At 71.6% G+C, this 23,121-nt stretch carries 23 protein-coding genes and 2 pseudogenes; 13 read left to right on the top strand and 12 right to left on the bottom strand.

The features are described 5' to 3' along the window. Positions 1 to 51: 51 nt before the first annotated feature. Together AB0D34_RS22460 and AB0D34_RS22465 are read left to right on the top strand one after the other, a co-directional pair. Entirely contained in the window at positions 52 to 414 is a 363-nt protein-coding gene (locus AB0D34_RS22460) for a DUF1304 domain-containing protein (RefSeq protein WP_362663990.1), read from the top strand. After that, on the top strand, positions 411 to 974 hold the full coding sequence (locus AB0D34_RS22465) for a TetR/AcrR family transcriptional regulator (RefSeq protein WP_362663992.1): 564 nt from the start codon (positions 411 to 413) through the stop codon (positions 972 to 974). The genes AB0D34_RS22460 and AB0D34_RS22465 overlap by 4 nt, the downstream gene beginning before the upstream one ends. 6 nt (positions 975 to 980) lie before the next feature. Here AB0D34_RS22465 and AB0D34_RS22470 read toward each other — a convergent pair whose 3' ends face one another. Then, complete coding sequence (locus AB0D34_RS22470; protein ID WP_362663993.1) at positions 981 to 1,829, bottom strand: hypothetical protein; 849 nt, start codon at positions 1,827 to 1,829, stop codon at positions 981 to 983. Between the two features lie 45 nt (positions 1,830 to 1,874). Continuing rightward, complete coding sequence (locus tag AB0D34_RS22475) at positions 1,875 to 2,825, bottom strand: helix-turn-helix domain-containing protein (RefSeq protein ID WP_362663995.1); 951 nt, start codon at positions 2,823 to 2,825, stop codon at positions 1,875 to 1,877. A 71-nt stretch (positions 2,826 to 2,896) separates the two neighbouring features. Here AB0D34_RS22475 and AB0D34_RS22480 point away from each other — a divergent pair, with 71 nt between their 5' ends. Then, positions 2,897 to 3,847, top strand: coding sequence for an NADP-dependent oxidoreductase (locus AB0D34_RS22480; protein WP_362663997.1), 951 nt, complete (start codon positions 2,897 to 2,899; stop codon positions 3,845 to 3,847). 4 nt (positions 3,848 to 3,851) lie between these two features. Here AB0D34_RS22480 and AB0D34_RS22485 read toward each other — a convergent pair whose 3' ends face one another. Both AB0D34_RS22485 and AB0D34_RS22490 read right to left on the bottom strand, forming a co-directional pair. Then, the gene (locus AB0D34_RS22485) at positions 3,852 to 4,958 is read right to left on the bottom strand and encodes an NAD(P)-dependent alcohol dehydrogenase (protein WP_362663999.1); all 1,107 of its coding nucleotides are present in this window, start codon (positions 4,956 to 4,958) and stop codon (positions 3,852 to 3,854) included. Between the two features lie 23 nt (positions 4,959 to 4,981). After that, positions 4,982 to 6,436, bottom strand: a complete 1,455-nt coding sequence (locus AB0D34_RS22490; RefSeq protein WP_362664001.1) for an aldehyde dehydrogenase family protein — start codon at positions 6,434 to 6,436, stop codon at positions 4,982 to 4,984. Positions 6,437 to 6,539: 103 nt separating this feature from the next. Between AB0D34_RS22490 and AB0D34_RS22495 the strand changes: the two genes are divergently transcribed. Together AB0D34_RS22495 and AB0D34_RS22500 are read left to right on the top strand one after the other, a co-directional pair. Continuing rightward, on the top strand, positions 6,540 to 6,977 hold the full coding sequence (locus tag AB0D34_RS22495; RefSeq protein WP_362664003.1) for a MarR family transcriptional regulator: 438 nt from the start codon (positions 6,540 to 6,542) through the stop codon (positions 6,975 to 6,977). 215 nt (positions 6,978 to 7,192) lie between these two features. After that, a complete protein-coding gene (locus AB0D34_RS22500; RefSeq protein ID WP_362664005.1) occupies positions 7,193 to 7,591 on the top strand; it encodes an anti-sigma factor antagonist in 399 nt (132 codons plus the stop codon). A gap of 7 nt (positions 7,592 to 7,598) precedes the next feature. Here AB0D34_RS22500 and tuf read toward each other — a convergent pair whose 3' ends face one another. Further along, complete coding sequence (gene tuf / locus AB0D34_RS22505) at positions 7,599 to 8,792, bottom strand: elongation factor Tu (RefSeq protein WP_362664007.1); 1,194 nt, start codon at positions 8,790 to 8,792, stop codon at positions 7,599 to 7,601. A 57-nt stretch (positions 8,793 to 8,849) separates the two neighbouring features. Then, positions 8,850 to 9,803, bottom strand: a complete 954-nt coding sequence (locus AB0D34_RS22510; protein ID WP_362664009.1) for a ribose-phosphate pyrophosphokinase — start codon at positions 9,801 to 9,803, stop codon at positions 8,850 to 8,852. 198 nt (positions 9,804 to 10,001) lie between these two features. Here AB0D34_RS22510 and otr(A) point away from each other — a divergent pair, with 198 nt between their 5' ends. Continuing rightward, complete coding sequence (otr(A), locus tag AB0D34_RS22515) at positions 10,002 to 11,876, top strand: tetracycline resistance ribosomal protection protein Otr(A) (RefSeq protein WP_362664011.1); 1,875 nt, start codon at positions 10,002 to 10,004, stop codon at positions 11,874 to 11,876. Between the two features lie 7 nt (positions 11,877 to 11,883). Here otr(A) and AB0D34_RS22520 read toward each other — a convergent pair whose 3' ends face one another. Continuing rightward, positions 11,884 to 13,077: a cytochrome P450 gene (locus AB0D34_RS22520; RefSeq protein WP_362664013.1), complete on the bottom strand. Its 1,194-nt coding sequence runs from the start codon at positions 13,075 to 13,077 to the stop codon at positions 11,884 to 11,886. Positions 13,078 to 13,230: 153 nt separating this feature from the next. Here AB0D34_RS22520 and AB0D34_RS22525 point away from each other — a divergent pair, with 153 nt between their 5' ends. Then, positions 13,231 to 13,893, top strand: coding sequence for a DUF4230 domain-containing protein (locus AB0D34_RS22525; RefSeq protein WP_362664015.1), 663 nt, complete (start codon positions 13,231 to 13,233; stop codon positions 13,891 to 13,893). Between the two features lie 11 nt (positions 13,894 to 13,904). Here the strand turns inward: AB0D34_RS22525 and AB0D34_RS22530 are convergent. Continuing rightward, positions 13,905 to 15,648 (bottom strand): annotated as a pseudogene (locus tag AB0D34_RS22530) (complex I subunit 5 family protein). Next, positions 15,648 to 15,773 (bottom strand): annotated as a pseudogene (locus AB0D34_RS22535) (NADH-quinone oxidoreductase subunit K); the annotation flags it as partial. The pseudogenes AB0D34_RS22535 and AB0D34_RS22530, both read right to left, overlap by 1 nt. A 158-nt stretch (positions 15,774 to 15,931) precedes the next feature. On the opposite strand from AB0D34_RS22535, the gene AB0D34_RS22540 reads away from it, so the two are divergent. Continuing rightward, on the top strand, positions 15,932 to 16,480 hold the full coding sequence (locus AB0D34_RS22540) for a VanZ family protein (RefSeq protein WP_362664017.1): 549 nt from the start codon (positions 15,932 to 15,934) through the stop codon (positions 16,478 to 16,480). Positions 16,481 to 16,596: 116 nt separating this feature from the next. On the opposite strand, the gene AB0D34_RS22545 is transcribed toward AB0D34_RS22540, so the two are convergent. Beyond that, positions 16,597 to 16,833, bottom strand: coding sequence for a hypothetical protein (locus AB0D34_RS22545; protein WP_362664018.1), 237 nt, complete (start codon positions 16,831 to 16,833; stop codon positions 16,597 to 16,599). A gap of 361 nt (positions 16,834 to 17,194) precedes the next feature. Here AB0D34_RS22545 and AB0D34_RS22550 point away from each other — a divergent pair, with 361 nt between their 5' ends. The 4 genes from AB0D34_RS22550 to AB0D34_RS22565 all read left to right on the top strand — a co-directional run bounded on the left by AB0D34_RS22550 (position 17,195) and on the right by AB0D34_RS22565 (position 21,307). Next, complete coding sequence (locus tag AB0D34_RS22550) at positions 17,195 to 18,244, top strand: PHP domain-containing protein (protein WP_362664020.1); 1,050 nt, start codon at positions 17,195 to 17,197, stop codon at positions 18,242 to 18,244. A gap of 38 nt (positions 18,245 to 18,282) precedes the next feature. Beyond that, positions 18,283 to 18,939: an HAD family hydrolase gene (locus AB0D34_RS22555; RefSeq protein WP_362664022.1), complete on the top strand. Its 657-nt coding sequence runs from the start codon at positions 18,283 to 18,285 to the stop codon at positions 18,937 to 18,939. 17 nt (positions 18,940 to 18,956) lie between these two features. After that, entirely contained in the window at positions 18,957 to 20,126 is a 1,170-nt protein-coding gene (locus AB0D34_RS22560) for an aromatic acid exporter family protein (RefSeq protein WP_362664024.1), read from the top strand. Between the two features lie 221 nt (positions 20,127 to 20,347). Further along, positions 20,348 to 21,307 (top strand): SDR family NAD(P)-dependent oxidoreductase, encoded by a 960-nt coding sequence (locus tag AB0D34_RS22565; protein WP_362664026.1) that lies wholly within the window; start codon positions 20,348 to 20,350, stop codon positions 21,305 to 21,307. Between the two features lie 80 nt (positions 21,308 to 21,387). Here the strand turns inward: AB0D34_RS22565 and AB0D34_RS22570 are convergent, their stop codons facing one another. Further along, positions 21,388 to 21,600, bottom strand: coding sequence for a hypothetical protein (locus AB0D34_RS22570; protein ID WP_362664028.1), 213 nt, complete (start codon positions 21,598 to 21,600; stop codon positions 21,388 to 21,390). Positions 21,601 to 21,666: 66 nt separating this feature from the next. Here AB0D34_RS22570 and AB0D34_RS22575 point away from each other — a divergent pair, with 66 nt between their 5' ends. Continuing rightward, entirely contained in the window at positions 21,667 to 22,695 is a 1,029-nt protein-coding gene (locus AB0D34_RS22575) for an SDR family oxidoreductase (RefSeq protein WP_362664030.1), read from the top strand. A gap of 139 nt (positions 22,696 to 22,834) precedes the next feature. On the opposite strand, the gene AB0D34_RS22580 is transcribed toward AB0D34_RS22575, so the two are convergent. Beyond that, the gene (locus tag AB0D34_RS22580) at positions 22,835 to 23,089 is read right to left on the bottom strand and encodes a hypothetical protein (RefSeq protein WP_362664031.1); all 255 of its coding nucleotides are present in this window, start codon (positions 23,087 to 23,089) and stop codon (positions 22,835 to 22,837) included. Positions 23,090 to 23,121 lie beyond the last annotated feature (32 nt).

Here is a 23,121-nt window from a genome sequence, read left to right on the forward strand (position 1 = left end):
ACGGATGTCCATCTATAGTGGACACACGTCCAAGAAGTGGGAGAAGTGCTCATGGCGATCCTGGCGAACGTGCTGGTCGGCCTGGTGGCGGCGCTGCACCTGTACATCCTCGTGATGGAGATGTTCCTGTGGCAGAAGAAGCCGGGGATGTCCTTCCACGGGTTCGACCAGGACATGGCCCGGGCCACGGCGGCCATGGCGGCGAACCAGGGCCTGTACAACGGCTTCCTCGCGGCGGGCCTGGTCTGGGGCCTCGTCGCCGCTGATCCGACCGGCTTCCGGGCACAGGTGTTCTTCCTGGTGTGCGTGATCGTCGCCGGTGTGTACGGAGCCGTGACCGCCAACGTCCGGATCCTCGCCGCGCAGGCGCTGCCCGGCGCCCTCGCCCTGGCCGCCGTCCTCGTCGCCCGGTGACCCGCGCGGCGCCCGAGGACCCGCGGGCGGCCCGCACCCGGGCCCGGCTGCGGGAGGCGCTGCTCGCGGAGTGCGCCGAGCGGCCGTTGGAGGAGGTCGGCGTGGCCGCGCTGGTGCGCCGGGCCGGGGTGGGGCGGGCCACCTTCTACGTGCACTACGACGGCCTGGAGGCGCTCGCCGTCGACGCCTGCGCGGATGTCGTACGGGACGCCGTGGAGGCGCTGCACGCCTGGCGGGGGCGGCCCGACCCGGTGCACGCGCCGCCCGCGCTCGCGGAGTTCTTCGCCTCGCTCGCCCCGCACACCGCCCTGTACCGGTCCCTGCTCGCACCCGGTGGCGGCGGCCCGCTGGGCCGGGTCCTGCACCGGGACCTGCGCGCCTACAGCCTGCGGGAACGCTCACTCGCGGGCGCGGCGGACGCCCCGCTGGTGGCCTCCGCGGTCGCGGCGACCTTCGCGGGCGTGCTGGGCGACTGGCTGCACGGCCTGCTGGAGGCCGACCCGGGCGAAATCGCCGACCAGGTCTGGCAGTTGCTGGTCGCGTTGCACGCGAGCCGATGAACGCTCCTATTTGCAGGCCACGTTCGCCTTGAGCCGGGGCCAGGCCTCCACGCCGTCAGGGGTGCGGACGTACGCCGTCCGCCGGTCGTCCGTCAGCCACAACCGCCAGTCCTGGTAGCGGTATCCGGTGTCCTGCGCGGTGGCCGGCATCTCGGCCGCGCCGTTGTAGGCGGCCGTGAGCATGCCGGGTTCGAGCAGGGCCTCGGGGTCGCGGGCGTACGTCCGGTCTCCCAGGTGGAGGAAGTGCACCTTCTGCCAGTCGCAGTGATCGTCCCCGGCCCCACTGCGCACCCGCGTGGTCGAAACCCGGTCGCCTCCGCGGTCCGTCCAGATCTCGACGCCCTGGGAGTCGGTGTACGAGGCCGGGAGCTCCGACGGGTCGCAGGACGCGCTGGTCTCCGGGCCCCAACCGGGCCTGCCCTGCTGGTCCTTGGCGACCACGACGGCCACCTTGGTGCGGCCGTCGACGTCGTAGGAGTAGAGCACGCGGTCCGTCTCCCGGCGCTCCACGCGGTAGCCGGCGCGGGGCACACCCGGGTCGAACAGGTCGAAGTAGAGCCTCAGACCATCCTGCGGACCCTCCCCTCCGTCGCCCTCGCTCCAGCCCTCGGGCCCGTTGCCCACATGGATCTCCCCCGCGCACTCCAACGCCCGTCCCGCCGCCCCGGAGGCCAGGCGGGTGGCCCGCGGGGTGTACTCGTCCAGCTCCTTGGTGGGGATGTTCAGCGGACCGTCGTAGGGCGTCGCGGCGGGTGTGCCCTCGACGACCAGGTCCTCCCCCGGACCGCACCCCACCGCCGCCATCGCGACCAGGAGCACCCAGAGCACTCCACGTATCCCCGCACGTTCGTTCATGATCCTCCGACGCCGTGGGGGCCCGGAACGTTCAGCCCGGAATTCTCAGTGGGCCGCCGCCTGGAACGTCCGCCGGTACACCTGCGGCGACACCCCGATCGCCGCGTGCAGGTGCTGCCGCAGGGACGCGCCGGTCGCGAAGCCGACATGGCCGGCGATCTGGTCGACCGACAGCTCGCTGGACTCCAGGAGGTGCCGGGCGCGGGCAACACGCTGCTGGATCAGCCAGCGGCCCGGGCTGAGGCCGACCTCGTCGTTGAAGCGGCGGGCGAAGGTGCGCAGGCTCATCCGGGCGTGTGCGGCGAGATCGGCCAGGGTCAGCGGCTCGTCGAGGCGTTCCAGGGCCCAGGCCCGGGTCCCCGCCGTGCTCGTGGCGCCCTGTTCCGGGACCGGCTGCTCGATGTACTGGGCCTGCCCGCCGTCCCGGAACGGCGGGACCACGCAGCGGCGGGCGACCGTGTTGGCGAGTTCGCTGCCGTGGTCCTTGCGGACGAGGTGCAGGCAGATGTCCACACCGGAGGCGGCTCCGGCCGAGGTGAGGATGCGGTCGTCGTCGACGAAGAGCACGTCGGGATCGAGGTCGATGTGGGGGAACATGCGCCGGAACTGGCCGGCGAGCTGCCAGTGGGTGGTGGCCCGGCGGCCGTCCAGGAGACCGGCCATGGCGAGGACGAAGGCGCCGGTGCAGATGGAGACGATGCGGGCGTCGGGGCGGATGTACGCGAGGGCCCGGCGCACGTCCTCCGGGAGCTCGGCGGGCATCCGCTCCGGCGAGACGGGGGTGATCACGACGGTGTCGGCCGTGGCGAGGATCTCCGGTCCGTGCTCGACGCCGATGGTGAAGTCGGCGTTGCTGCGCACCGGTTGGCCGTCGACCGAGCAGGTCAGCACCTCGTACCGGCCGTCGGCGGCGCCGAGGATCCGGCTGGGGATGCCCAGCTCGAAGGGGTACACACCGTCCAGGGCCAGCACCACGACCCGCTCCGTACGACTCATGGCACGATCCTATCGAAGGTTGGCAATCATGCCATTTTCTGAGCGGGCGGTCCCGGGCAGGCTTGCTGACCATGAGCACTGAGAACACGATGCGAGCCATCAGCCAGGACACCCTCGGCGGTCCCGAGGTCCTCAAGGAGATCGAGGTCGAGCGTCCCACGCCGTGGGCCAACCAGGTGCTGGTCCGGGTACGGGCCGCCGGACTGAACCCGACCGACTGGAAGCACCGCGCCACCGGCGGCTTCCTCGGGCAGCCGCCGTTCGTCCTGGGCTGGGACGTCTCCGGTGTGGTCGAGGCGGTCGGCATCGGGGTGGCGGCCTTCAAGCCCGGTGACGAGGTGTTCGGCCTGCTGCCGTACCCCTACGGGCACGGTTCGCACGCCGAGTACGTCCTCGCGCCGGTGCGGGCCCTCACGCACAAGCCGGCCTCGATCGACCACATCCAGGCGGGTGCGCTGCCGCTGGTCTCGCTGACCGCGTGGCAGGCCCTGGTCGAGAACGCGGACCTCCGGCCGGGGCAGCGGGTGCTGATCCACGCGGCGGCCGGCGGGGTGGGTCATGTGGCCGTGCAGATCGCCAAGGCACGGGGCGCGTACGTGATCGGTACCGCGAGCGCCGGTAAGCACGACTTCCTGCGCGAGCTGGGCGCGGACGAGGTGATCGACTACCGGGAGACCGACTTCACCGAGGCCGTGAAGGACGTCGACGTGGTGCTGGACACGCTCGGTGAGGAGACGTCCGTGCGCTCGCTGCGGGTGCTGCGGCCGGGCGGAGTCGTGGTGTCGATCCTGCCGGTCGGCTCGGACGAGTTCGACAAGGAGGCCGAGCGGCTCGGCGTACGGGCCGTGCGCATGCTCGTGGACGCCGACCGGGCGGGGATGGAGGCGATCGCGGAGCTGGTGGACGCGGGGAAGCTGCGCCCTGCGATCGCCGGCACCTTCCCGCTGGCCGGTGCCGCCGAGGCTCACGAGCTCGGCGACACCGGCCGTACGACCGGGAAGCTGGTCCTGGTGGTCGACTGACCGCTCAGAATGTCAGCACGGGCTTGATCGCCTTGCCCGCGCCCATGTCCCGCACCGCCTGGTCGATGTCCGCGAACGGATAGGTGCTGATCAGGCGGTGCAGCGGGAGTCGTCCCTCCTTCACCAGACGGACCAGGGCGGGGATGAAGCTCTGCGTCTCGGCGTCACCGAGGGTCAGGCCGACGACGCGCTTGCCGCCGAGCAGCCCGTTGACGTCGAGGGAGACCTCGGTGCCGAACGGCGGGGCGCCGACGACGACCACGGTGCCGCGGGCGCCGAGCGCGTCGACGCCCTGGCGCAGGACGCCCACGTTGCCGGTGGTCTCCACGATGCCGTCCGCGCCCTGCCCGCCGGTGATGGCGGCGAGCGCCTCGCCGAGGTCCTGCTCGCCGGCGTTGACGGTGTGGGTGGCGCCCAGTTCCTTCGCCAGTTCGAGGCGTTCGCCGACCCGGTCGACGGCGACGATCGCCGTGGCCGGGGTGAGGGCGGCGGCCATGACCGCGGAGAGGCCCACGGCTCCGGCGCCGAGGACGACGATCGTCGACCCGGTGACGGGCTTCAGTACGTTCCACACGGCGCCGACGCCGGTCTGGACTCCGCAGCCCAGCGGGGCGATGGACTCCAGCGGGACGTCCTGGTCGACCTTGACGAGGCTGCGCTCGTCGACCAGGGCGCGCTCGGCGAAGGAGGACTGGCCGAAGAAGTGCCCGCCGAGCGGCTCGCCGTCCCGGCTGATGGTGCTGGTGCCGTCGGCGCGGCGGCCGCCGAGGAGGTTCAGCGGCAGCCATGTGGCGCAGTAGGCCGGGTGACCGCCGTCGCAGTTGCGGCAGTCGCCGCAGGACGTGAAGGACAGGACGACGTGGTCACCGGGGGCGACTCCGGTGACGGCCGAACCGACCGCCTCGACGACTCCCGCGCCCTCGTGGCCCAGGACTCCGGGCAGCGGGAAGGGAAGACCGCCGCTCGCCACGCCGAGGTCCGTGTGACACAGACCCGTCGCGACCATGCGGACGAGCGCCTCGCGGGGTCCCGGCTCGTCGAGGGTGACGTCGGAGAGGGTGAAGGGTGCGCCACCGGACTCGACGACCGCGGCACGGGTGGTGATGGACATCGCAGGAACTCCTTGGAAGGTGCTCAGTCGAGCGAGACGACGACGGACTTGACCTTGGTGTAGGCGTCGAGCGCCTCGGGGCCGTACTCGCGGCCGTAGCCGGAGTCCTTGACCCCGCCGAAGGGCATCGCGGGGTCGAGCATCGCCCAGTCGTTGACCCAGACCACGCCCGCCTGGAGACGGTCCGCGACCCGGTGAGCACGGGCCAGGTTCGAGGTCTGGACGCCAGAGGCCAGGCCGTAGGGCGTGGAGTTGGCGAGGGCGACGGCCTCGTCCTCGGAGTCGAAGGGCTGCACCGTCAGGACCGGTCCGAAGACCTCCTCCTGTACGACCCGGGAGTCGTTGGAGAGGTCGGCGATCACCGTGGGCTTGTAGTAGAAGCCGCCGTCGAGGTCCAGGCGCTCACCGCCGCAGACGATCCGGCCGCCCTCCTTGCGGGCGAGGTCGACGTACTCCTCGACCTTCTTGAGGTGCTTCTCCCCCGCCATCGGCCCGACCACGGTCTCCGGGTTGCGCGGGTCGCCCAGCGGCACACCGGGGACGGCGTCGGCGAGGATGCCGAGCAGGGTGCTGAGGACGGGACGGGCCACGAGCAGGCGCGGGCCGCCCATGCAGAACTGGCCGGTGTTGAAGACGAACGCCTTGATGATCGCGCCGACCGCCTTCTCCAGGTCGGCGTCCTCGAAGACGATGTTGGCGGCATTGCCGCCGAGTTCCATGTTGACGGGCTTGAGGGCCTCGCCGGCGGTGGCGGCCACGTGCCGGCCGATCGCGGTGGAGCCGGTGAAGGCGACCTTGTCGATCCCGCGGTGGCGCAGCAGGGCGTCACCGGCGACCGGGCCGGTGCCGGTGACGACGTTGACCACGCCGTCCGGCACGCCTGCCTTCTGGAGGAGTGCGGCCATGTAGAGGGCGCTGAGCGGGGTCTCGTCGGCCGGCTTGTGAACGACCGTGTTGCCTGCGGCGAGCGCCGGGGCGATCTTGGTGCCGGCGAGGACCAGAGGGAAGTTGAAGGGGGTGATCGCGGCGACCACCCCGAGCGGGCCGCGCTTGGTGTAGGCGAGGGCGTTCATCGGGGTGTCGCGGACCGCGCCGTCGATCTGGTGGGCGAGGGCGGCGAAGTGCTCGTAGTCGTTGGCCGTGTTGGTCACGTCCACGGCGTGGCACAGGGAGATCGGCTTGCCGACGTCCAGGCTCTCCAGCTGGGCGAGTTCGTCGGCGTTCTCCCGGATCAGCTCGGCGACCCGGTGCAGGACGCGCCCCCGCTCCCGGCCGCTCAGGCCCGACCAGGCGCCGTCGTCGAAGGCCTCCCGGGCGGAGCGCACGGCCGCGTCCACGTCGGCGGCGCCGGCCTCCGCGACGGTGGTGACGACCGCACCCCGGGACGGGTCGACCACCTCCATGCGGGCGCCGTCGGCGGCCTCGCGCCACTGGCCGCCTATGAACAGCCGTCCGGGTTGGATCTCGGTGGGGGACATCACCGCTCCTCAGCATCGTCGCCAAGATTTCAATCAACAGGATTCCTGTTGGTTCGCAGTCTCTTTACAGACAGGTTTCCTGTCAATGCTCTAGCCTGAACCCATGCTCGACACACAGGCGACCAAGGCGCCCCCGTCTCTCCTCTACATGGTGAAGCAGGTGGAGCTCGTTGTCCGCTCACACCTGGACGAGCTGGTCAGGCCGTCCGGGATCACCGCCCTGCAGTACACGGCCCTCACGGTCCTGGAGCGGCACGACGGGCTGTCGGCCGCCCAGCTGGCCCGGGACTCCTTCGTCACCGCCCAGTCGATCGCCGATCTGGTGCGCTCCCTGGAGACGCGCAGGTTGGTGCGCCGGGAGCGCAACCCGAAGAACCGCCGCGAGCTGCTGATCCTGCTGACCGAGGAGGGCCGCGCGCTGCTCGCGCGGCACGAAGGTCCCGTGCGGGAGCTGGAGGAGCGGATGGTGCGGGACCTCACCGCTCATCAGACCGAGCAGTTCCGGCAGGCACTGACCAGGGCCTGGCACGCCCTGTCGTGAGCCGGGCGCGAGCCCCGCGTGAACACGTCGCGAACCGCCGGTCGCAATTCGAAGACATATGTCAATCGAACATGCTCAAATTCACTCGATCGAGGGTAACTTGCAGGGCGGGGAACGGATTTGAACATCCTCGGGGCCCGGTCACGCGTCTACGCTCGCAGGACGTCGTCACCCCGGCCCCAGGTGACCTGGCCCCCTTGCCGCTGAGGAGCCGGATGGAGGCGATTGTCGTCGTGCAGCAGGAACCTGCGCCGCCGACCCGGCATCTGCGCATCCACCAGGAGCGCGGTCACACCGTGCTGGAGTTCCACGGGGACATCGACATCGCCGCGGCCACGGAGATCCTGCCGCATCTGGACCGGGTCACGGCGCAGCCCGACGTACGCGTGGTGATCGACCTGAGCCCCGTCGAGTTCCTGGACTGCTCCGGGCTGCGGCTGCTCTACCGCGCCCGGTCCCGGGTCCTCGACCGGGACGGCCGGCTGCTCCTGGTCTGCACGCACCCGCTCACCCTGAGGATCATGCGGGTGACCGGCCTGACCCGGCTGCTTCCGCCGCTGCCGTCACTGGACGCGGCCCTGGGGCAGTCCGAGGCCACGTCCGGCTCGTTATGACGGCGGGTCACTTCACGATCTTGGTGACCTGACCCGCTCCGACCGTCCGCCCGCCCTCACGGATGGCGAACTTCAGCCCTTCCTCCATCGCGATGGGCTGGATCAGTTCCACATGCATGGTCGTGTTGTCGCCCGGCATGACCATGTCGGTGCCCTTGGGCAGGGTGACCACGCCCGTCACGTCGGTGGTGCGGAAGTAGAACTGCGGGCGGTAGTTGTGGAAGAACGGCGTGTGCCGGCCGCCCTCGTCCTTGGACAGGATGTACGCGCGGGCCTCGAACTCCGTGTGCGGGGTGACCGATCCGGGCCGGATGACGACCTGTCCGCGCTCGACCTCCTCCCGCTTCACGCCCCTCAGCAGCAGCCCGACGTTCTCCCCGGCCCGCCCCTCGTCGAGGAGCTTGCGGAACATCTCCACGCCGGTGACGGTCGTCCTGGTCTTCTGCGGGTGGATGCCGATGATCTCGACCTCGCTGTTGACCTTCAGCGTGCCGCGTTCGATCCGGCCGGTGACGACGGTGCCGCGTCCGGTGATGGTGAAGACGTCCTCGATCGGCATGAGGAACGGCCGGTCCACGTCACGCTGCGGTTCCGGGATCGTCGAGTCCACCGCGTCCAGCAGGTCGAGGACCGACCGCGTCCAGCCAGGGTCGCCCTCCAGGGCCCTGAGCGCGGAGACCTTGACGACCGGGACCTCGTCGCCCGGGAACTCGTACTCGGTGAGCAGCTCGCGTACCTCCAGCTCCACCAGCTCCAGGATCTCCTCGTCGTCCACCATGTCCGTCTTGTTGAGCGCGACGACGATGTACGGCACGCCCACCTGCCGGGCCAGCAGCACGTGTTCCTTGGTCTGCGGCATCGGCCCGTCGGTGGCCGCGACGACGAGGATCGCCCCGTCCATCTGGGCCGCGCCGGTGATCATGTTCTTGATGTAGTCCGCGTGTCCGGGACAGTCGACGTGCGCGTAGTGCCGTCGTTCGGTCTGGTACTCGACATGGGCGATCGAGATCGTGATCCCGCGCTGCCGTTCCTCGGGCGCCTTGTCGATCTGGTCGAACGGCGTGTACGGGTTGAGGTCGGGGAACTTCTCGTGCAGCACCCTCGTGATGGCCGCCGTGAGCGTCGTCTTGCCGTGGTCGATATGACCGATGGTGCCGATGTTCACGTGCGGCTTGGTCCGCTCGAACTTCGCCTTCGCCACTGCGGGGCCCTCCTGGTCACCTGGATGATGCCGGGGTCGCCTTGCACTCCTTCCTGTCTATTCGCTCCGCGGCGCGTCGAACAGGGCGCTGACGGACTCACCGTTGTGAATGCGCCGTACGGCCTCTGCGAGCGCGGGGGCGATGGACAGGATCCGCAGCTTGTCGGTGCGTTCCTCGTCGGGGACCGGGACGGTGTTGGTGCAGACGATCTCCAGGACGTCGGGCTGCTCGCCGATGCGCTTGAGGGCGCCGTCCGCGAACAGGCCGTGGGTGCACGCCACCCGGATCGACCGCGGTCCCAACTCGCGCAGCCTGCCCAGGAGTTCGAGAACTGTCGAGCCCTTGGCGATCTCGTCGTCAAGCACGATGACGTCCCGGCCCGCGACCTCTCCGATGACATCGCTGATGCTCACCCGGTCGTCGGCGAACCGCTGCTTGGCGCCGGCGGCCACCTGGGCGCCGATCAGCCGGGCGAAGGCGGCCGCCTCCTTGGCGTTGCCGAGGTCCGGGGAGACGACGGTGGTCCGCGAGAGGTCGTACTGCCGGAAGTGCGCGGCCAGTTCACGCAGGGCGTGCAGATGGTCGACGGGCACCGAGAAGAAGCCGTGCACCTGCGGGGAGTGCAGGGTCATGGCGAGGACGCGGCTCGCGCCCGCCGAGACCATGAGGTCGGCGACGAGGCGGCCCCCCAGCGAGATCCGGGGCGCGTCCTTCTTGTCCGAGCGCGCGTAGGAGTAGTGCGGCATGACGACGCTGATCCGGCGCGCCGAGGCACCGCGTGCCGCGTCGCACATCAGCAGCAGCTCCACCAGGTGCTCCTGGACGGGCTTGACCAGCGGCTGGATGAGGAAGACGTCCCGTTCCCGGCAGTTGGCCTGAAGCTGCACCTCGAGGCAGTCGTTGGCGAACCGGCTGACCCGGGTGGGGCTGAGCGGCACACCGAGATGCGCGCAGACCTCCGCCGCCAGCTCGGGGTGGGCGCTACCGCTGAACACGGCGATGTCTCGCACGGGCCTGCTCCTCGGATGATCATCTCGGGCTGCCGGGCTCATGCTACTGGCCACCGAAATCCGGTTGCGGTGCCCCGGTCGACGGACGCCATCATGGCCACGTCCGTCTCCCTCACGTCAGGATCCCTCGCATGCGCCGACTCCTCGAAGTCACCCAGTGCCCCCTTCGGCCCACGGCTTTCGAGGACTCGACCCCGTATGCACACCCTGAACATCGGCATTCTGGCCCACGTCGACGCCGGTAAGACCAGCCTCACCGAGCGCCTGCTGTTCGACCACGGCGCGATCGACCGGCTCGGCAGCGTCGACACCGGTGACACCCGCACGGACGATGGCGCGATCGAGCGGCAGCGCGGCATCACCATCCGCTCCGCGGTCGCCTCCTTCACCGTCGGCGACACCCGGATCAACCTCATCGACACCCCGGGCCACTCCGACTTCATCGCCGAGGTCGAGCGTGCCCTGGAGGTCCTCGACGGCGCGGTCCTGCTGCTGTCCGCGGTCGAGGGCGTACAGGCGCAGACCCGGGTCCTGATGCGGACCCTGCGGGAGCTGCGGCTGCCCACGCTGGTCTTCGTCAACAAGATCGACCGGGCGGGCGCGCGCGCCGACGGCCTGCTCTCGGACATCCGGCGCAGGCTGACGCCGTACGTCGCCCCGCTGACGGAAGTGACGGGTATCGGCACGTCCGAAGCCCGCGTGACGGTCCGCCCCGAAGGCGATCTGGCCGAGGCGCTCGCCGAGGTGGACCCCGACATCCTGAGGGCGCTCGTCGACGGCCCCGAGCCCACCCCGGACGACCTCCGCCAGGCCCTCGCCGCCCGCACCGCCGACGGCTCCTTCCACCCGGTGTTCTTCGGCTCCGCCCTCGGCGGCCAGGGCGTCCCCGACCTGGTCGAGGGCATCATCCGGCTGATCCCACCCACTCCCGTCACCCCCACGGACGACCCGCGCGGGACGGTGTTCGCGGTACGGCCCGGACCCGGCGGGGAGCGCAACGTGCATCTGCGGCTCTACGGCGGTGAGGTGACGGAGCGTCAGCGACTCACGTTCCTCAGGCGTGAGGCCGACGGCGCGACCAGTCGGGTCTCCGGGCGGGTCACGCGTCTCAGCGGGCCCCTCACCGCGGGGAACATCGCCGCGCTGACGTTCTCCTCCGGCCTGCGCGTGGGCGACCGGCTCGGCGAACTCACCGACCGCGCACCGCAGTTCGCGCCCCCGACCCTGGAGACCCTGGTCACCGCCCGCCACCCCGAACTAGCGGCTCGGCTCCGCTCGGCGCTGCTCACCCTCGCCGACCAGGATCCCCTGATCCACGCCCGCCCCACGCACTCCGGCGCCACCACGCTGCTCCTCTACGGCGAGGTCCAGATGGAGGTGCTCGCGGCGACCCTCGTCCAGGACTTCGGCGTCGAGGCGGAGTTCGAGCCGGCCCGGGTCAGGTATCTGGAGCGTCCGTGCGGTACGGGGGAAGCGGGCGAGGAGAATCCCTGGCATCTCGGGACCCGCTACTGGGCGACGATCGGGCTGCGGGTCGAGCCGGGCGATCGTGACTCCGGCGGCGTGTTCGCGTACGAGACGGAACTCGGGGCGCTTCCCCGGGCGTTCCACCAGGCCATTGAGGAGAGCGTCCACGCGAGCATGCGGTCCGGGCTTACGGGGGCCGTCGTCACGGACTACCGGGTCACCCTGGTCCGCTCCGGCTTCGTCGCACCGGTCAGCACGGCCGCGGACTTCCGCGGACTCACGCCGATTGTGCTGCGGCGGGCGCTGGAGCGGGCGAGGACGCGGGTGTTCGAGCCGTATCACGCGTTCGAGGTGGAGGTGCCGTTGGATGCGCTCGCTCCCGTCACCGCTCAACTCGCTTCGGCAGGAGCGGAGTTCACGGGTACGTCGGGTGGGGAGACGGCGTGGGTGATCACCGGAAGGCTTCCGGCACGGCGGGTGCGTGGGATTGAGCTGCGGTTGCCGGGACTGACGCATGGCGAAGGGGTGTGGTGGTCTCGGTTGGCGGGTGACCGGCCGGTGGGGGCTGGTCGCGCAGTTCCCCGCGCCCCTGAAGGAGCGCTCTAGCCCCCTCTTACCAAGACACCGGTAGCCTCCTTGGCCCCCGCGTGATCTGGCCCTCCCGCCACTCGATCGTCTCCGTCGTGAACTCGGCCCGCAGGCCCGGGAACCGGACCGCCAGGCGGTGCAGGGCCAGGCCCAGCTCCAAGCGGGCCAGCCAGGCCCCCAGGCAGTGGTGGGGGCCCGCGCCGAAGACCACGCTGGGGGTGGTCAACGGTGCGAACAGGTCCGTTTCCCCGGGCTGCGGAAACACATCCGGGTCCCTGTTCGCCGCGTTGGTCTGCACCGCGACCACCGCCCCCGCCGGGATCGTCACCCCGCCGACCTCGGCCTCCTCGACGGCCCGCCGGATCAGCCCGGGCAGCACCCGGCCCTCGCTCAACGGAATCGTGCGCAGGAGCTGCTCGACCGCGGTCTCCGCCGCCTCCTGGCTCTCGGCGAGGCCCGGCCAGGCCGGCTGCCCGTCGGTGAGGAGGTGGACGACGATGTTACCGAGGGCCGTCATGGTCGTCTCGTGCCCCGCGACGACCAGGCCAAGGACCAGGATGACCAGGCGTGACTCCTCGATGCCGAGGCCGTCGCCCGCGGCGACCAGCGCGCTGACCAGGTCGTCGCCCGGCTCCTTGCGCCGCTCGGCGACCAGCTCCGCGCAGAACAGGCCGAACTCCCTCATGGCCGCGCCGACTTCCTCGGCGGTGTGCGCGCCGCCGGACAGGGCGTGGTCGGCCCAGTCGCGGATGCGCTCCCAGTCGGCGTGCTCCAGGCCCATCAGCCGGGAGATCACCGACACCGGAAGGCGGCGGGTGAACCCCTCGACGATGTCGGCGGGTCGGGGCTGCGCGGCGAGGTCGTCGAGGAGGGACTCCACCACGGAGGCGGTCCAGGGCCGCCAGCGGGCGATCGCGCGCGGGGTGAAGGCCCGCTGGACCGTGCCGCGCAGCAGTTGGTGGGGCGGGCCGTCCTGGTTGAGGAGGCCGTCCGGGGAGTCCAGCAGGTTCGGTACGACGAGCAGCGGCGGGGCGTCGGCGTCCTTGAGGGACTTGCGGTTGAAGCGCGGGTCCATGAGCACCTGGCGCACATCGGCGTAGCGGGTCACGAGCCACACGGGGGTGCCGGTGGCCAGGGCGGTGAGCCGGGGCGGCCCGGACTCGGGCAGGGGGATGCGGTGCATGGGACGATGGGTCCGGGACGTGCTGTCCGTGCTCATGAGGGTCTCCAGACACGCCTGCAGGCGGAGTTCTCCACGCTAGTGCTCCCCGGTGTGTACCGGCAGTGTCCCAATCAGCCAACAAGACGGTCCGGCAGGGGCTTTTGGGGGTCATCCCTGGGCATCCGTGCCAGTAGGAAGGAGGGCCGTCGCATGACGACTCCCATCAGGCGCGTGTCCAGGCGCATGCCCGGCTGGGCGAAGATACTGACCGCCGTAGTGGTGGTGCTCGTGGTGTTCTTCGCCGGGATCCGGTTCAGCGTGCTCCCTGGCCTCAAGGACCTGTTCGGCACGGAGACCCATGACCGTTCGGGTCCCGCACTTCTGGAGTCCATCCAGGACATCAGCCGTTACGACGCCGCCTCCGGCAATTTCCAGGTCGTCGTGGACCTGGAGAAGGACACCAAGTTCCTGCCCGACGCGATCCGCGGCTCCCGCACCCTGTATGTCGGGGCGGGCGCCGTCGACGCCTACGTCGACCTCGGCAAGGTGGCCAAGAACGACGTGACGGTCAACGGGGACCGCACGGCCGCCACCCTTCATCTGCCGCACGCCCAGCTCGGCAAGGCCACGCTGGACGCCGACCGCTCCTACGCGGTCTCCAAGCAGCGTGGTCTGCTCGACCGGCTCGGCGACTTCTTCTCCGACAACCCCAACAGCGAACAGGCCGTGCAGAAGCTCGCGGTGAAGCACATCACCGAGGCGGCGAAGGAGAGCGAGCTGACCAAGCGGGCCGAGACCAACACCACCAACATGCTCAAGGGGCTGCTGGGTTCGCTCGGCTTCAAGAAGGTCGAGGTCACCTACGGCACCTGATCAGCCGCCGATCATGCCCGCAGGGTGAGGGCACCGAGCACCGTGGTGCCGACCAGTACCCACGCCACGTAGTCGCCGACGTGCCCGGACTGCAGGCGCCGTAGCGGCAGCGCCCGGTCCGGTGCGGCGAACCGCTTCGGGCGGGTCACGGAGAAGGGCGAGGCCGCCGGCGAGCAGGGTCGACAGCAGACCCAGCAGGACTCCGGTCGACGTCCAGTGGGCGGAGGCGGGCACCCCCGCCGATCCGGTCTCGTTCACGGAACGGGCCACCACCTCCGCGAAGCCGGGGGCCACGCCGACGGCGAGGGCCCCGGCGAGCAGCACGGCGGGCACCGCCGTCATGGTGTCCGGGATCCGGCCGATCCGGTGCCGGGTCTCCGGCCGCTCGCCGGAGCCGGTCGTCTCGTATCCGGCCCCGGCCTCGGGCTTGGGACCGAGGCCCAGGAAGACCCGGGCGGCGACCCGCAGGACCGCCGCCGCGGTCACCGCGCTCGCCGCCACGTACAGCACGGTCAGCGGACCTCCTACGGCCTCTTCCGCGACGGACTTGCCGAGTGCCGTGCCGAGGGGCGGCAGCCCCGCGAGGCCGAGGGCGCCCAGGGTGAACAGCACGGCGACGCCCTTCAGTTCGCGTGCCTTCCCGTGCAGCGCGGGCTCGTCGACGCTGCCGTACCGGTCGAGGAGGATCCCGGCGCAGGCGAACAGGGCCGCCTTCACTCCGGCGTGGCCGAGGACGTACAGGGCGATGCCGTCGTCGGCCTCGGGTTTAAGGACGCCGATGCCGATGAGGAAGAGCCCGGTGTGGGCGGTCGAGTAGGCCAGCAGTCGTTTGATGTGCCGCTGGTACCAGCACATCACCGCGCCGATCACGGCCGTCGCGGCACCCAGCGCCACCAGGGCGCGCTGGAACTCCGGGGCCGGAACGCCCCCCGGTCCGGCGAAGACGGTGCCGTACACGCGCCAGACGCCGAAGGTGCCGAGTTCGACCATCACCCCTGACAGCAGCATGCACACCGGGGTGGGGGCGACGGCGTGCGCGTCCGGCAGCCAGAAGTGGAAGGGGACGGCGGCCGCCTTGACCAGCAGCCCGGTCATGACCAGGACGAACGCGGCCAGGACCAGGGCGTCGGGCGGCCCGTGCGCGTCGAGCCCCCGCCCGATCCGGTGCATGCCCAACTCGCCGGTGCGCGCGTACAGCAGCCCGATGCCCATGAGCATGGCGTAGGCGCCGAGCGAGGTGACGACCCCGGAGGTCAGCGCGCCCTGCACCGCCCTGGCCGCCTCGACACGGTGGCCGGTGAGGGCGTACGCCACGACGCTCATCAGCTCGAACCACACGAACGCGTTGAACAGGTCGCCCGCGATCGCGAACCCGCACATGCCGCCCTGGAAGAGCAGCAGGAGCGCGGGGAACGACCCTGCGTGGCCGTGCGGCGGTTCGTCGAAGTAGTGCCAGGAGTACGCCAGCGCCGCCAGGGTGAGCAGGGAGGCGAGTGCGGCCATGCCGAGCCCTGGCCCGTCCCCGATCAGGACGATGCCGACGCTGCGGCCGTCCACGGGCGTCCAGCCGCCGGCCCACTCCAGGAAGGGCGGGGAGGAGTGCAGCAGGAGGACGAGCGCGAGGGCGGCCGTGCCCGCGGAGACCAGGCAGCCGACGGTCTCGGCGACGGGCCGGGGCACCAGGCGGCCGCCGGCGACCAGCAGGGCGGCGCCGAGCAGCGGTACGGCCACCAGCAGGGGCAGCAGTGCGTCCATCAGCCGCGCAGCTCGGAGAGTTCGTCGGGGTCGACCGTGCCGTGCCGTTTGGAGATCTGCACGACGAGGGCGAGCAACAGGGCGGTGACCGTGGCACCTACGACGACATCGGTCAGGGTCAGGGCCGGCGTGCGGTGGCGACGCGCGCGGTTCTCAGCCCGGAGTGCCCCGACCGTACGAAGAGAAACCGGGGCCGGTTGGGGCGCGGCGGCATTGTCGGGCCGTTGAGGGGTAATCGCCTTACGACAGAGGGAAGTTGAAGAGTGGAAGAGTGGAGAACCCAATGGCCTGGGCGCCGTCACGTTCGCGAGCGGGGTCGGACACCGCCACCGCGAAGACCGAGCGCGCGGCGAAGCCCGCCCGCCCTCGGCGCAATCCGCTCTCCCTCGTCGTCCGTTTCGTGGCGATGGTGTTCGCGTTCGCGTTCATGGTGGCGTTCGCCGTGGTGCTGGCCCGGCTGACCCTGGAGCCCTCGCCCGCGTCGGTGGACCTGACCCACACCAACCTGCATCCCGGCGCCTCCCTCAGGGCCTATCTGGACCAGCCCGAGATGCGGGACGCGGTCAAGCAGATCGGCGGGAACATCCTGCTGGGCGTCCCGTTCGGCATCCTGGTTCCGATCATCGCCCCGAAGACCCGCGGGCTGCTGAGGATCCTGCTGCTGACGGCCGTGGTGATGCTGCTGGTCGAGTTCGCGCAGGGTGCGCTGGTGGAGGGGCGGGCCTTCGACATCGACGACGTCATCCTCAACACGTCCGGTGCTCTGATCGGCTATCTGCTGCTGGGGCGGCGGCTCAGCCGGGCCGTGCACAAGCCGGCGAAGAAGTCGTAGGGAATCCCAGGTGCCTGGGCGTGACCGGCGGCAGCTCGGCCGCCGGCACCGGGCCGCAGCGGTGGACCTGCACGGGTGCCGTCAACCCGAAGTGGACGGTCGGCTGAGTCGGTGGGTCAGTGCCGGGTCCAGGTGAACTTGTCGCCGCCCACCCAGCGGACCACGTCCGGGTCGTCGAGGTCGTGGACCGTGATGCCGAAGGCGGCGGCCGCCTCCAGGACGTCGGTGACTGTCCTCGCCTCGCCGACCATCTCCCCGTCGATCTCCACGATCCGGAAGGGCGGTGTGGTCGGCTGGACCCCGAGTACCAGGATCCGCGGGCTCGCGATGTGTGGGCTCCCGATTTCGGTCATGCATAGAGCGTAGAACGCAATGTGCGGGAGGGAGAGCCGTACGTCACCCGCCACCCAGGGCGAGGACCGCGGCCGCGACCGCGCCCTGGGTGCCCGGACGCCCGAAGTCCCCGTGTTCGCCCGGCCGGGTGAGCGCGGGGACGACCGGTCGTCCTCAGCGGTGACCGCGAGGGCGACTGCGGCCAGGACCGTGGCGCGCCAGGTCCGGCAGTCCTCGGCGATGGGGGTCCCCGGGTCGAGCGAAGCCGAGAGCTGGGGGAGTCCGTGCCGGACAGCCTGCCCAGCGCCTCGTTCAGGCACAAACCGCTCTCCCGTCGTGCGGGCCCCGCCGCCCTGGTGAACCCTGGAAGCGGAGGTGGCGATGGATCCCGTCGAAGCCCTGGACCGGATCGCCTTCCTGCTGGAGCGGTCCCTGGCGCCGACGTACCGCGTCCGCGCCTTCCGTACGGCGGCCCGCGTGCTGACCGGGCTCCCCGCGGACGAGGTGCGCGAGCGGGCGGAGGCCGGGTCGCTGGCGTCGCTCAAGGGCCTCGGCCCGAAGACGGCCCAGGTGGTGCGCGAGGCACTGGCCGGAGGCGTGCCCGGCTACCTGGAGAAACTGGAGGGCGAGGCGAGCGCGGAGCGAGCCCGCGACAGCGATAAGGGCGGCGAGAAGCTGCGGGCGCTGCTGCGGGGCGACTGCCATCTGCACTCCGACTGGTCGGACGGCGGCAGCCCGATCGAGGAGATGGGCCGGACCGCCGCGGAACTCGGCCACGAGTGGGCGGTGCTGACCGACCACTCCCCCCGCCTGACGGTCGCCCGGGGCCTCTCCCCGGACCGGCTGCGACAGCAACTGGACGTGGTGGCGGAGCTGAACGAGACCTGGGCGCCCTTCCGCCTGCTGACCGGCATCGAGTGCGACATCCTCGACGACGGCTCCCTCGACCAGGAACGGGAACTCCTCGAGCGTCTGGACGTCGTGGTGGTGTCCGTGCACTCCAAGCTGCGCATGGACGCCCGCTCGATGACCCGGCGCATGGTGACCGCCGTACGGAATCCGCGCGCGAACATCCTCGGGCACTGCACGGGACGCCTGGTGACCGTGCGGGGGCGGCCCGAGTCGGAGTTCGACGCGGACGAGGTGTTCGCCGCGTGCGCCGAGTCGGGCACGGCGGTGGAGATCAACAGCCGTCCGGAGCGGCTGGACCCGCCGCGCCGGCTGCTGCGCGCGGCCGTGGAGGCGGGCGTGCTGTTCTCCGTCGACACCGACGCGCACGCGCCCGGCCAGCTCGACTGGCAGATCCTCGGGTGCGCGCGGGCGGAGGAGTGCGGCGTCCCGGCCGAGCGGATCGTGACCACCTGGGGTCTGGAGGAGCTGCTGGCCTGGTCCCGGGAGGGCCGGGTGCCGTCCCGAGTGGCGGACGTCTGACGTGGTACCCGGGCGGCACGACAGGAAAGGGGCGGTACATGGAACGGGCGGCAGTGTTCGACGTCGACGGCACTCTGGTGGACACCAACCACCTGCATGTGACGACCTGGTGGGAGGCGCTGCGGCAGGCGGGGCACCGGGTGCCGATGCACGCCGTGCACCGGGCCATCGGGCTCGGCTCCGACGACCTCGTCGCCCATCTGCTCGGTGAGGACCGCGACAAGGACCAGGACGACGAGCTGAGCGCCGCCCACAAGGCGCTGTACGGGCAGTACTTCGACCGGCTGCCCGCGCTCCAGGACGCCGGCCGGCTGCTGCGCCGACTGGACCGGGACGGCTGGCGGGTGGTGCTCGCCACCTCGGCGGGCGGGGCGGAACTGTCCGCGCTGCGCCGGGCGATCGACGCGGACGACGCCATCACGGCCACCGCGAGCGCCGACGACGTCGAGGAGGGCAAGCCCGCCCCGGAGCCCGTCGAGCACGCCCTTGAGCTGGCCGGGGTGCCCGCCGAGCGGGCGGTGTTCGTCGGCGACACCGTCTGGGACATGCAGGCCGGCACCCGCGCCGGCGTGCGCTGTGTCGGCGTCCTGTGCGGCGGTATCCCCCGCGCCGATCTGGAGGAGGCGGGCGCGCAGGCGATCTACGCCGATCCGGCCCGGCTGTTGGCGTCCTTGGCGGACAGTCCTTTGGCTTGACGGGCCGGGACCCGGGGATGACTCGTGTGATCGAAGCTGCACGGCCACGGTCCCGGCCGACGCATGCCCTACGGAACGAAGCCCAGGCCGTGCGCCGCGCCGCCCGGGCCGCCTGGCACGGGCCCGGGCGCGAGCGCGATCTGCTCGTGCAGTCGCTCAAGGCCTCGGCCGCCGCGATCCTCGCCTGGCTCGTGGCGGGCGTGTGGATGGGTGATCCGATGGCCCTGATGGCGCCCTGGGTCGCGGTGGTACTCGTGCAAGCCACTGTGTACAGCTCGCTGATGCAGGCGGCGCGGCAGTTCGCGGCGATCTGTTGCGGGGCCCTGCTGGCGTCAATGGCGCTGGCCCTCACCGGGAACACGCTGGGCGCAGTAGCGCTTTCGGTACCCCTGCTCATGCTCCTCGCGAACTGGCCGCGCTTCGGCGACCAGGGGATCTACGGCGCCACCACCGCGCTGTTCACCCTCGCCACCGGCGCCGCCGGGGCCGCCTCCGTGGGCCACCGGGTGGGACAGGCAGCGCTCGGCGCCGTCATCGGGCTCGCGGTGAACGCGTTCGTGCTGCCGCCGATCCATCTGCGGGACGTCCGGGAGAACCTCGCGGCGCTGGCCCGGGAGGCGGGTGACGTCCTGCATTCCGTAGCCGGTGACCTGCGGGACGGCGAGTGGGACACACAGGACTGGTCACATGCCTCGGCCCGGCTTGAGCACCGGTTGGAGGCGCTGCGCTCGGCACGCGGCTGGAGCCGGGAGAGCCTGCGGCTGACCGCGGCCCCGCTGCGTGCCGTACGGCGGCCTCCCGCGCCGGCCCCACCGGAGCGGGACGACGAGCGCTGGAGCCGCGTCACCGGGCACATCCGCGCGCTCACCCGGACCCTGGCCGTCGCGGCCGACGACGACCGCGCCCCGATCGCGCCCGCCGGACCGGTGCTCGACTCGTACGCCCGCCTCCTGGAACTGATCGGCGACGCCTGCCACGCGGAGAGCGACCGGCTGCTGGCGTCAGGAGGAGACGGGCGCCCGGACGACCGGACCGAGACGGCGATGCGGGAACTGCGCGAGCGGCTCCAGGACGGGCTGCGGGAGCACGCGGGGCAGGGGGCCGACGGCACCACGGTCCTCGGGACCCTGTTGCTCCAGGCCGAGAACCTGTGGAGTGAGACCGTTCCGACCGGCCGGAAGGGGTGACGCGGATCACCCCGCATCGTCTGCTGCGGAGGAACACGAAAGGGTGGTTGCCCGTTGAACAGACCGTGGGCATGTGGAGCCTTTCGCCTAAGGGCGACCGCCATCCATGCCCCACCACTTGACCGCCCCGACCGTGATTCCCCCGTCCGGTCGGGGCTTCCTCATGGTGGTCCACAGCGCGACTTGACTTCGAGAGCACTTCAATTCGTAGCGTTCCCGGCATGACCACTGCACAGCACAAGATCGGTTCGGGGTTCGGCGCCCACAGCACCGCCGACGACGTCCTCGCGGGTGTCGACCTGTCCGGCAAGCTCGCGATCGTCACCGGCGGCTACTCCGGGCTGGGTCTGGAGACCACCAAGGCACTCACGAAGGCCGGCGCCCGGGTCGTCGTGCCCGCCCGGCGTCCCGACACCGCGAAGGAGGCCCTCGCCGGTCTCGACGGTGTCGAGCTGGACACACTCGACCTCGGCGACCTGGACAGCGTGCGCGCCTTCGCCGAGCGCTTCCTCGCCTCCGGCCGCACGGTCGACCTCGTCATCGACAACGCCGGGATCATGGCCTGCCCGGAGACCCGGGTCGGGCCCGGCTGGGAGGCGCAGTTCGCGACCAACCACCTCGGTCACTTCGCCCTCGTCAACCGGCTGTGGCCGGCCATCGAGCCGGGCGGCGCCCGCGTGGTGTCCGTGTCCTCGCGGGCCCACCACTTCTCCGGCATGCGCTGGGACGACGTCCACTGGCAGAGCGGCTACGACAAGTGGCAGGCGTACGGCCAGGCGAAGACGGCCAACGTCCTGTTCGCCGTCCACCTCGACAAGCTCGGCGCCGAGCGCGGGGTACGGGCCTTCTCGCTCCACCCGGGCGGCATCCTCACCCCGCTGCAGCGCCACCTCGCCAAGGCGGAGATGGTGGAGCGCGGCTGGATCGACGAGCAGGGCAACCCACTCAACCCCACTGGCTTCAAGAGCCCGGAGCAGGGCGCGGCCACGCAGGTGTGGGCGGCGGCCTCGCCCCAGCTCGCGGGGATGGGCGGGGTCTACCTGGAGGACTGCGACATCGCCGAGCCCGCCGTGGACGGCGACGAGAGCAGCGGCGTCCGGGCCTGGGCAACCGACCCGGAGCAGGCGGAGCGCCTGTGGACACTGTCGGCGGAGCTCACGGGCGTGAACGCGTTCGCCTGAGCCGGCGGCGCCAGGGTCTCCGACGGTTCATGCCGGAGTGACGGGGGCCGCCACGCACTCCCCCAGAGCCCGCGTTGTCGTCACTCGCCGACTCCTCCAGTCGGCCCCGGTCGGTCGGCACCGCTTCCGCAGCCGACCGCACCGAGGCCGCTGGAGGGCCGGCGGCCGGTATCCCTCGACGAAATGAGACGCAGCCCGTCCGGCAGCACGGCCTGCGTCGCGAGCAGGTGGTCGCGGAAGTCCACGAGGAGTTTTCCCGTGATCACCTCGTGGCCGGAGTCGGTGCCGTGCACCGCGTGTATCGCCGAGGGCCGGGTACTCGGACGGTTCCCCGCCCCAGCGGTGCGAAGGAGCCGAAGGTGAGCACTTCAAGCGGCAGCAGGATCGTGGTCACGGGCGCCACCGGCAACGTGGGAACGAGCGTGGTGCGCCTTCTCTCCCAGGATCCGGAGGTGGGCTCCGTACGGGGCCTGGCCCGGCGGATCCCGGACTGGTCGCCCGCCCGGACTGAGTGGTCCGCGGTCGACCTCGCCTCGGAACGTACCGATCTGGCCGAGGAGTTCGCGGACGCCGACGCGGTGATCCATCTGGCGTGGGCGTTCCAGCCGACGCACGACCCGGCGACGACCTGGCGCACCAACGTCCTCGGGTCGATCCGCGTGTTCGAGGCGGTCGCCGCGGCCAAGGTGCCGGCGTTGGTGCACGCCTCGTCCGTCGGCGCCTACTCTCCGGGGCCGAAGGAGCACGCGGTGGACGAGTCGTGGCCGACGCACGGCTGGCCGGACGCCGCGTACTGCCGGGAGAAGGCGTACCTGGAGCGCGCCCTGGACACCTTCGAGCGCGACCACCCGGCCGTCCGAGTCGTACGGATGCGTCCCGCGTTCCTCTTCAAGCGGGAGTCGGCGAGCGAGCAGCGACGCATCTTCGGCGGCCGTTTCCTGCCCGGTCAGCTGGCCCGGCCCGAGCTGCTGCCGTTCCTCCCCGACATCCCCGGCCTGCGCGTCCAGGCCCTGCACACCGACGACGCCGCCCGGGCCTATGCGCTGGCGGTGCACTCGGACGTCCGGGGCGCCTTCAACCTGGCGGGCGAGCCGCCCGTCGACGCGGAGATGCTGGGCGGGATGCTCGACGCCCGTCCCGTACGGCTGCCACGCACCGCGGCCCGGTCGGCGATCGCGGCCGCGTGGGGCCTGCATCTGCTGCCCGCGTCCCCGCACCTGTTCGACGCGGTCCTGCGGCTGCCCCTGATGGACTGCACGCGCGCGCGTACGGAACTCGGCTGGCACCCCGAGCACACAGCTGCTGAGGTGCTCGAGGAGTTCCTGCAGGGGATGCAGCAGGGGGTCGGGGCGCGGACGGAGCCGATGAAGGGCCGCCAGGTCGGCTGAGGCCCGGCCGCCCCCACGGATCAGCCGGAGGACTCCTGGGCTCCCGGGTGCTCCGGGTGCTCCGGGTGCTCCGGGTGCTCCGGGTGCACGGTGTCCGATCGGGCGCCCCCTCGCGGCTGGTGCCCGGCCGCCCCACGGATCAGCCGGAGGACTCCTGGGCTCCCGGGTGCTCCGGGTGCACGGTGTCCGATCGGGGCGCCCCCTGCCGGCTGGTGCCCGCCTCGTCGGTGTCCGGCACGTCGTCGGACGGGCCGGTCTCCTCGGGGCCGGGCTCCCCCTCCCCCGGCACGTCGGCGACCTCCCAGGGGTCCTCGCCCTCGCCCGCCTGCTGGTCCGGCAGATCCCGCGGGACGGGATCACCGTTCTCGCCGGGTCCTTCGAGTCGGTGGTCCACGGCGTCCTCCCTTCACGTTCTCGGCGGGAGCG

This window comes from Streptomyces sp. NPDC048420, assembly GCF_040651535.1.
Taxonomy (GTDB): Bacteria; Actinomycetota; Actinomycetes; order Streptomycetales; family Streptomycetaceae; genus Streptomyces.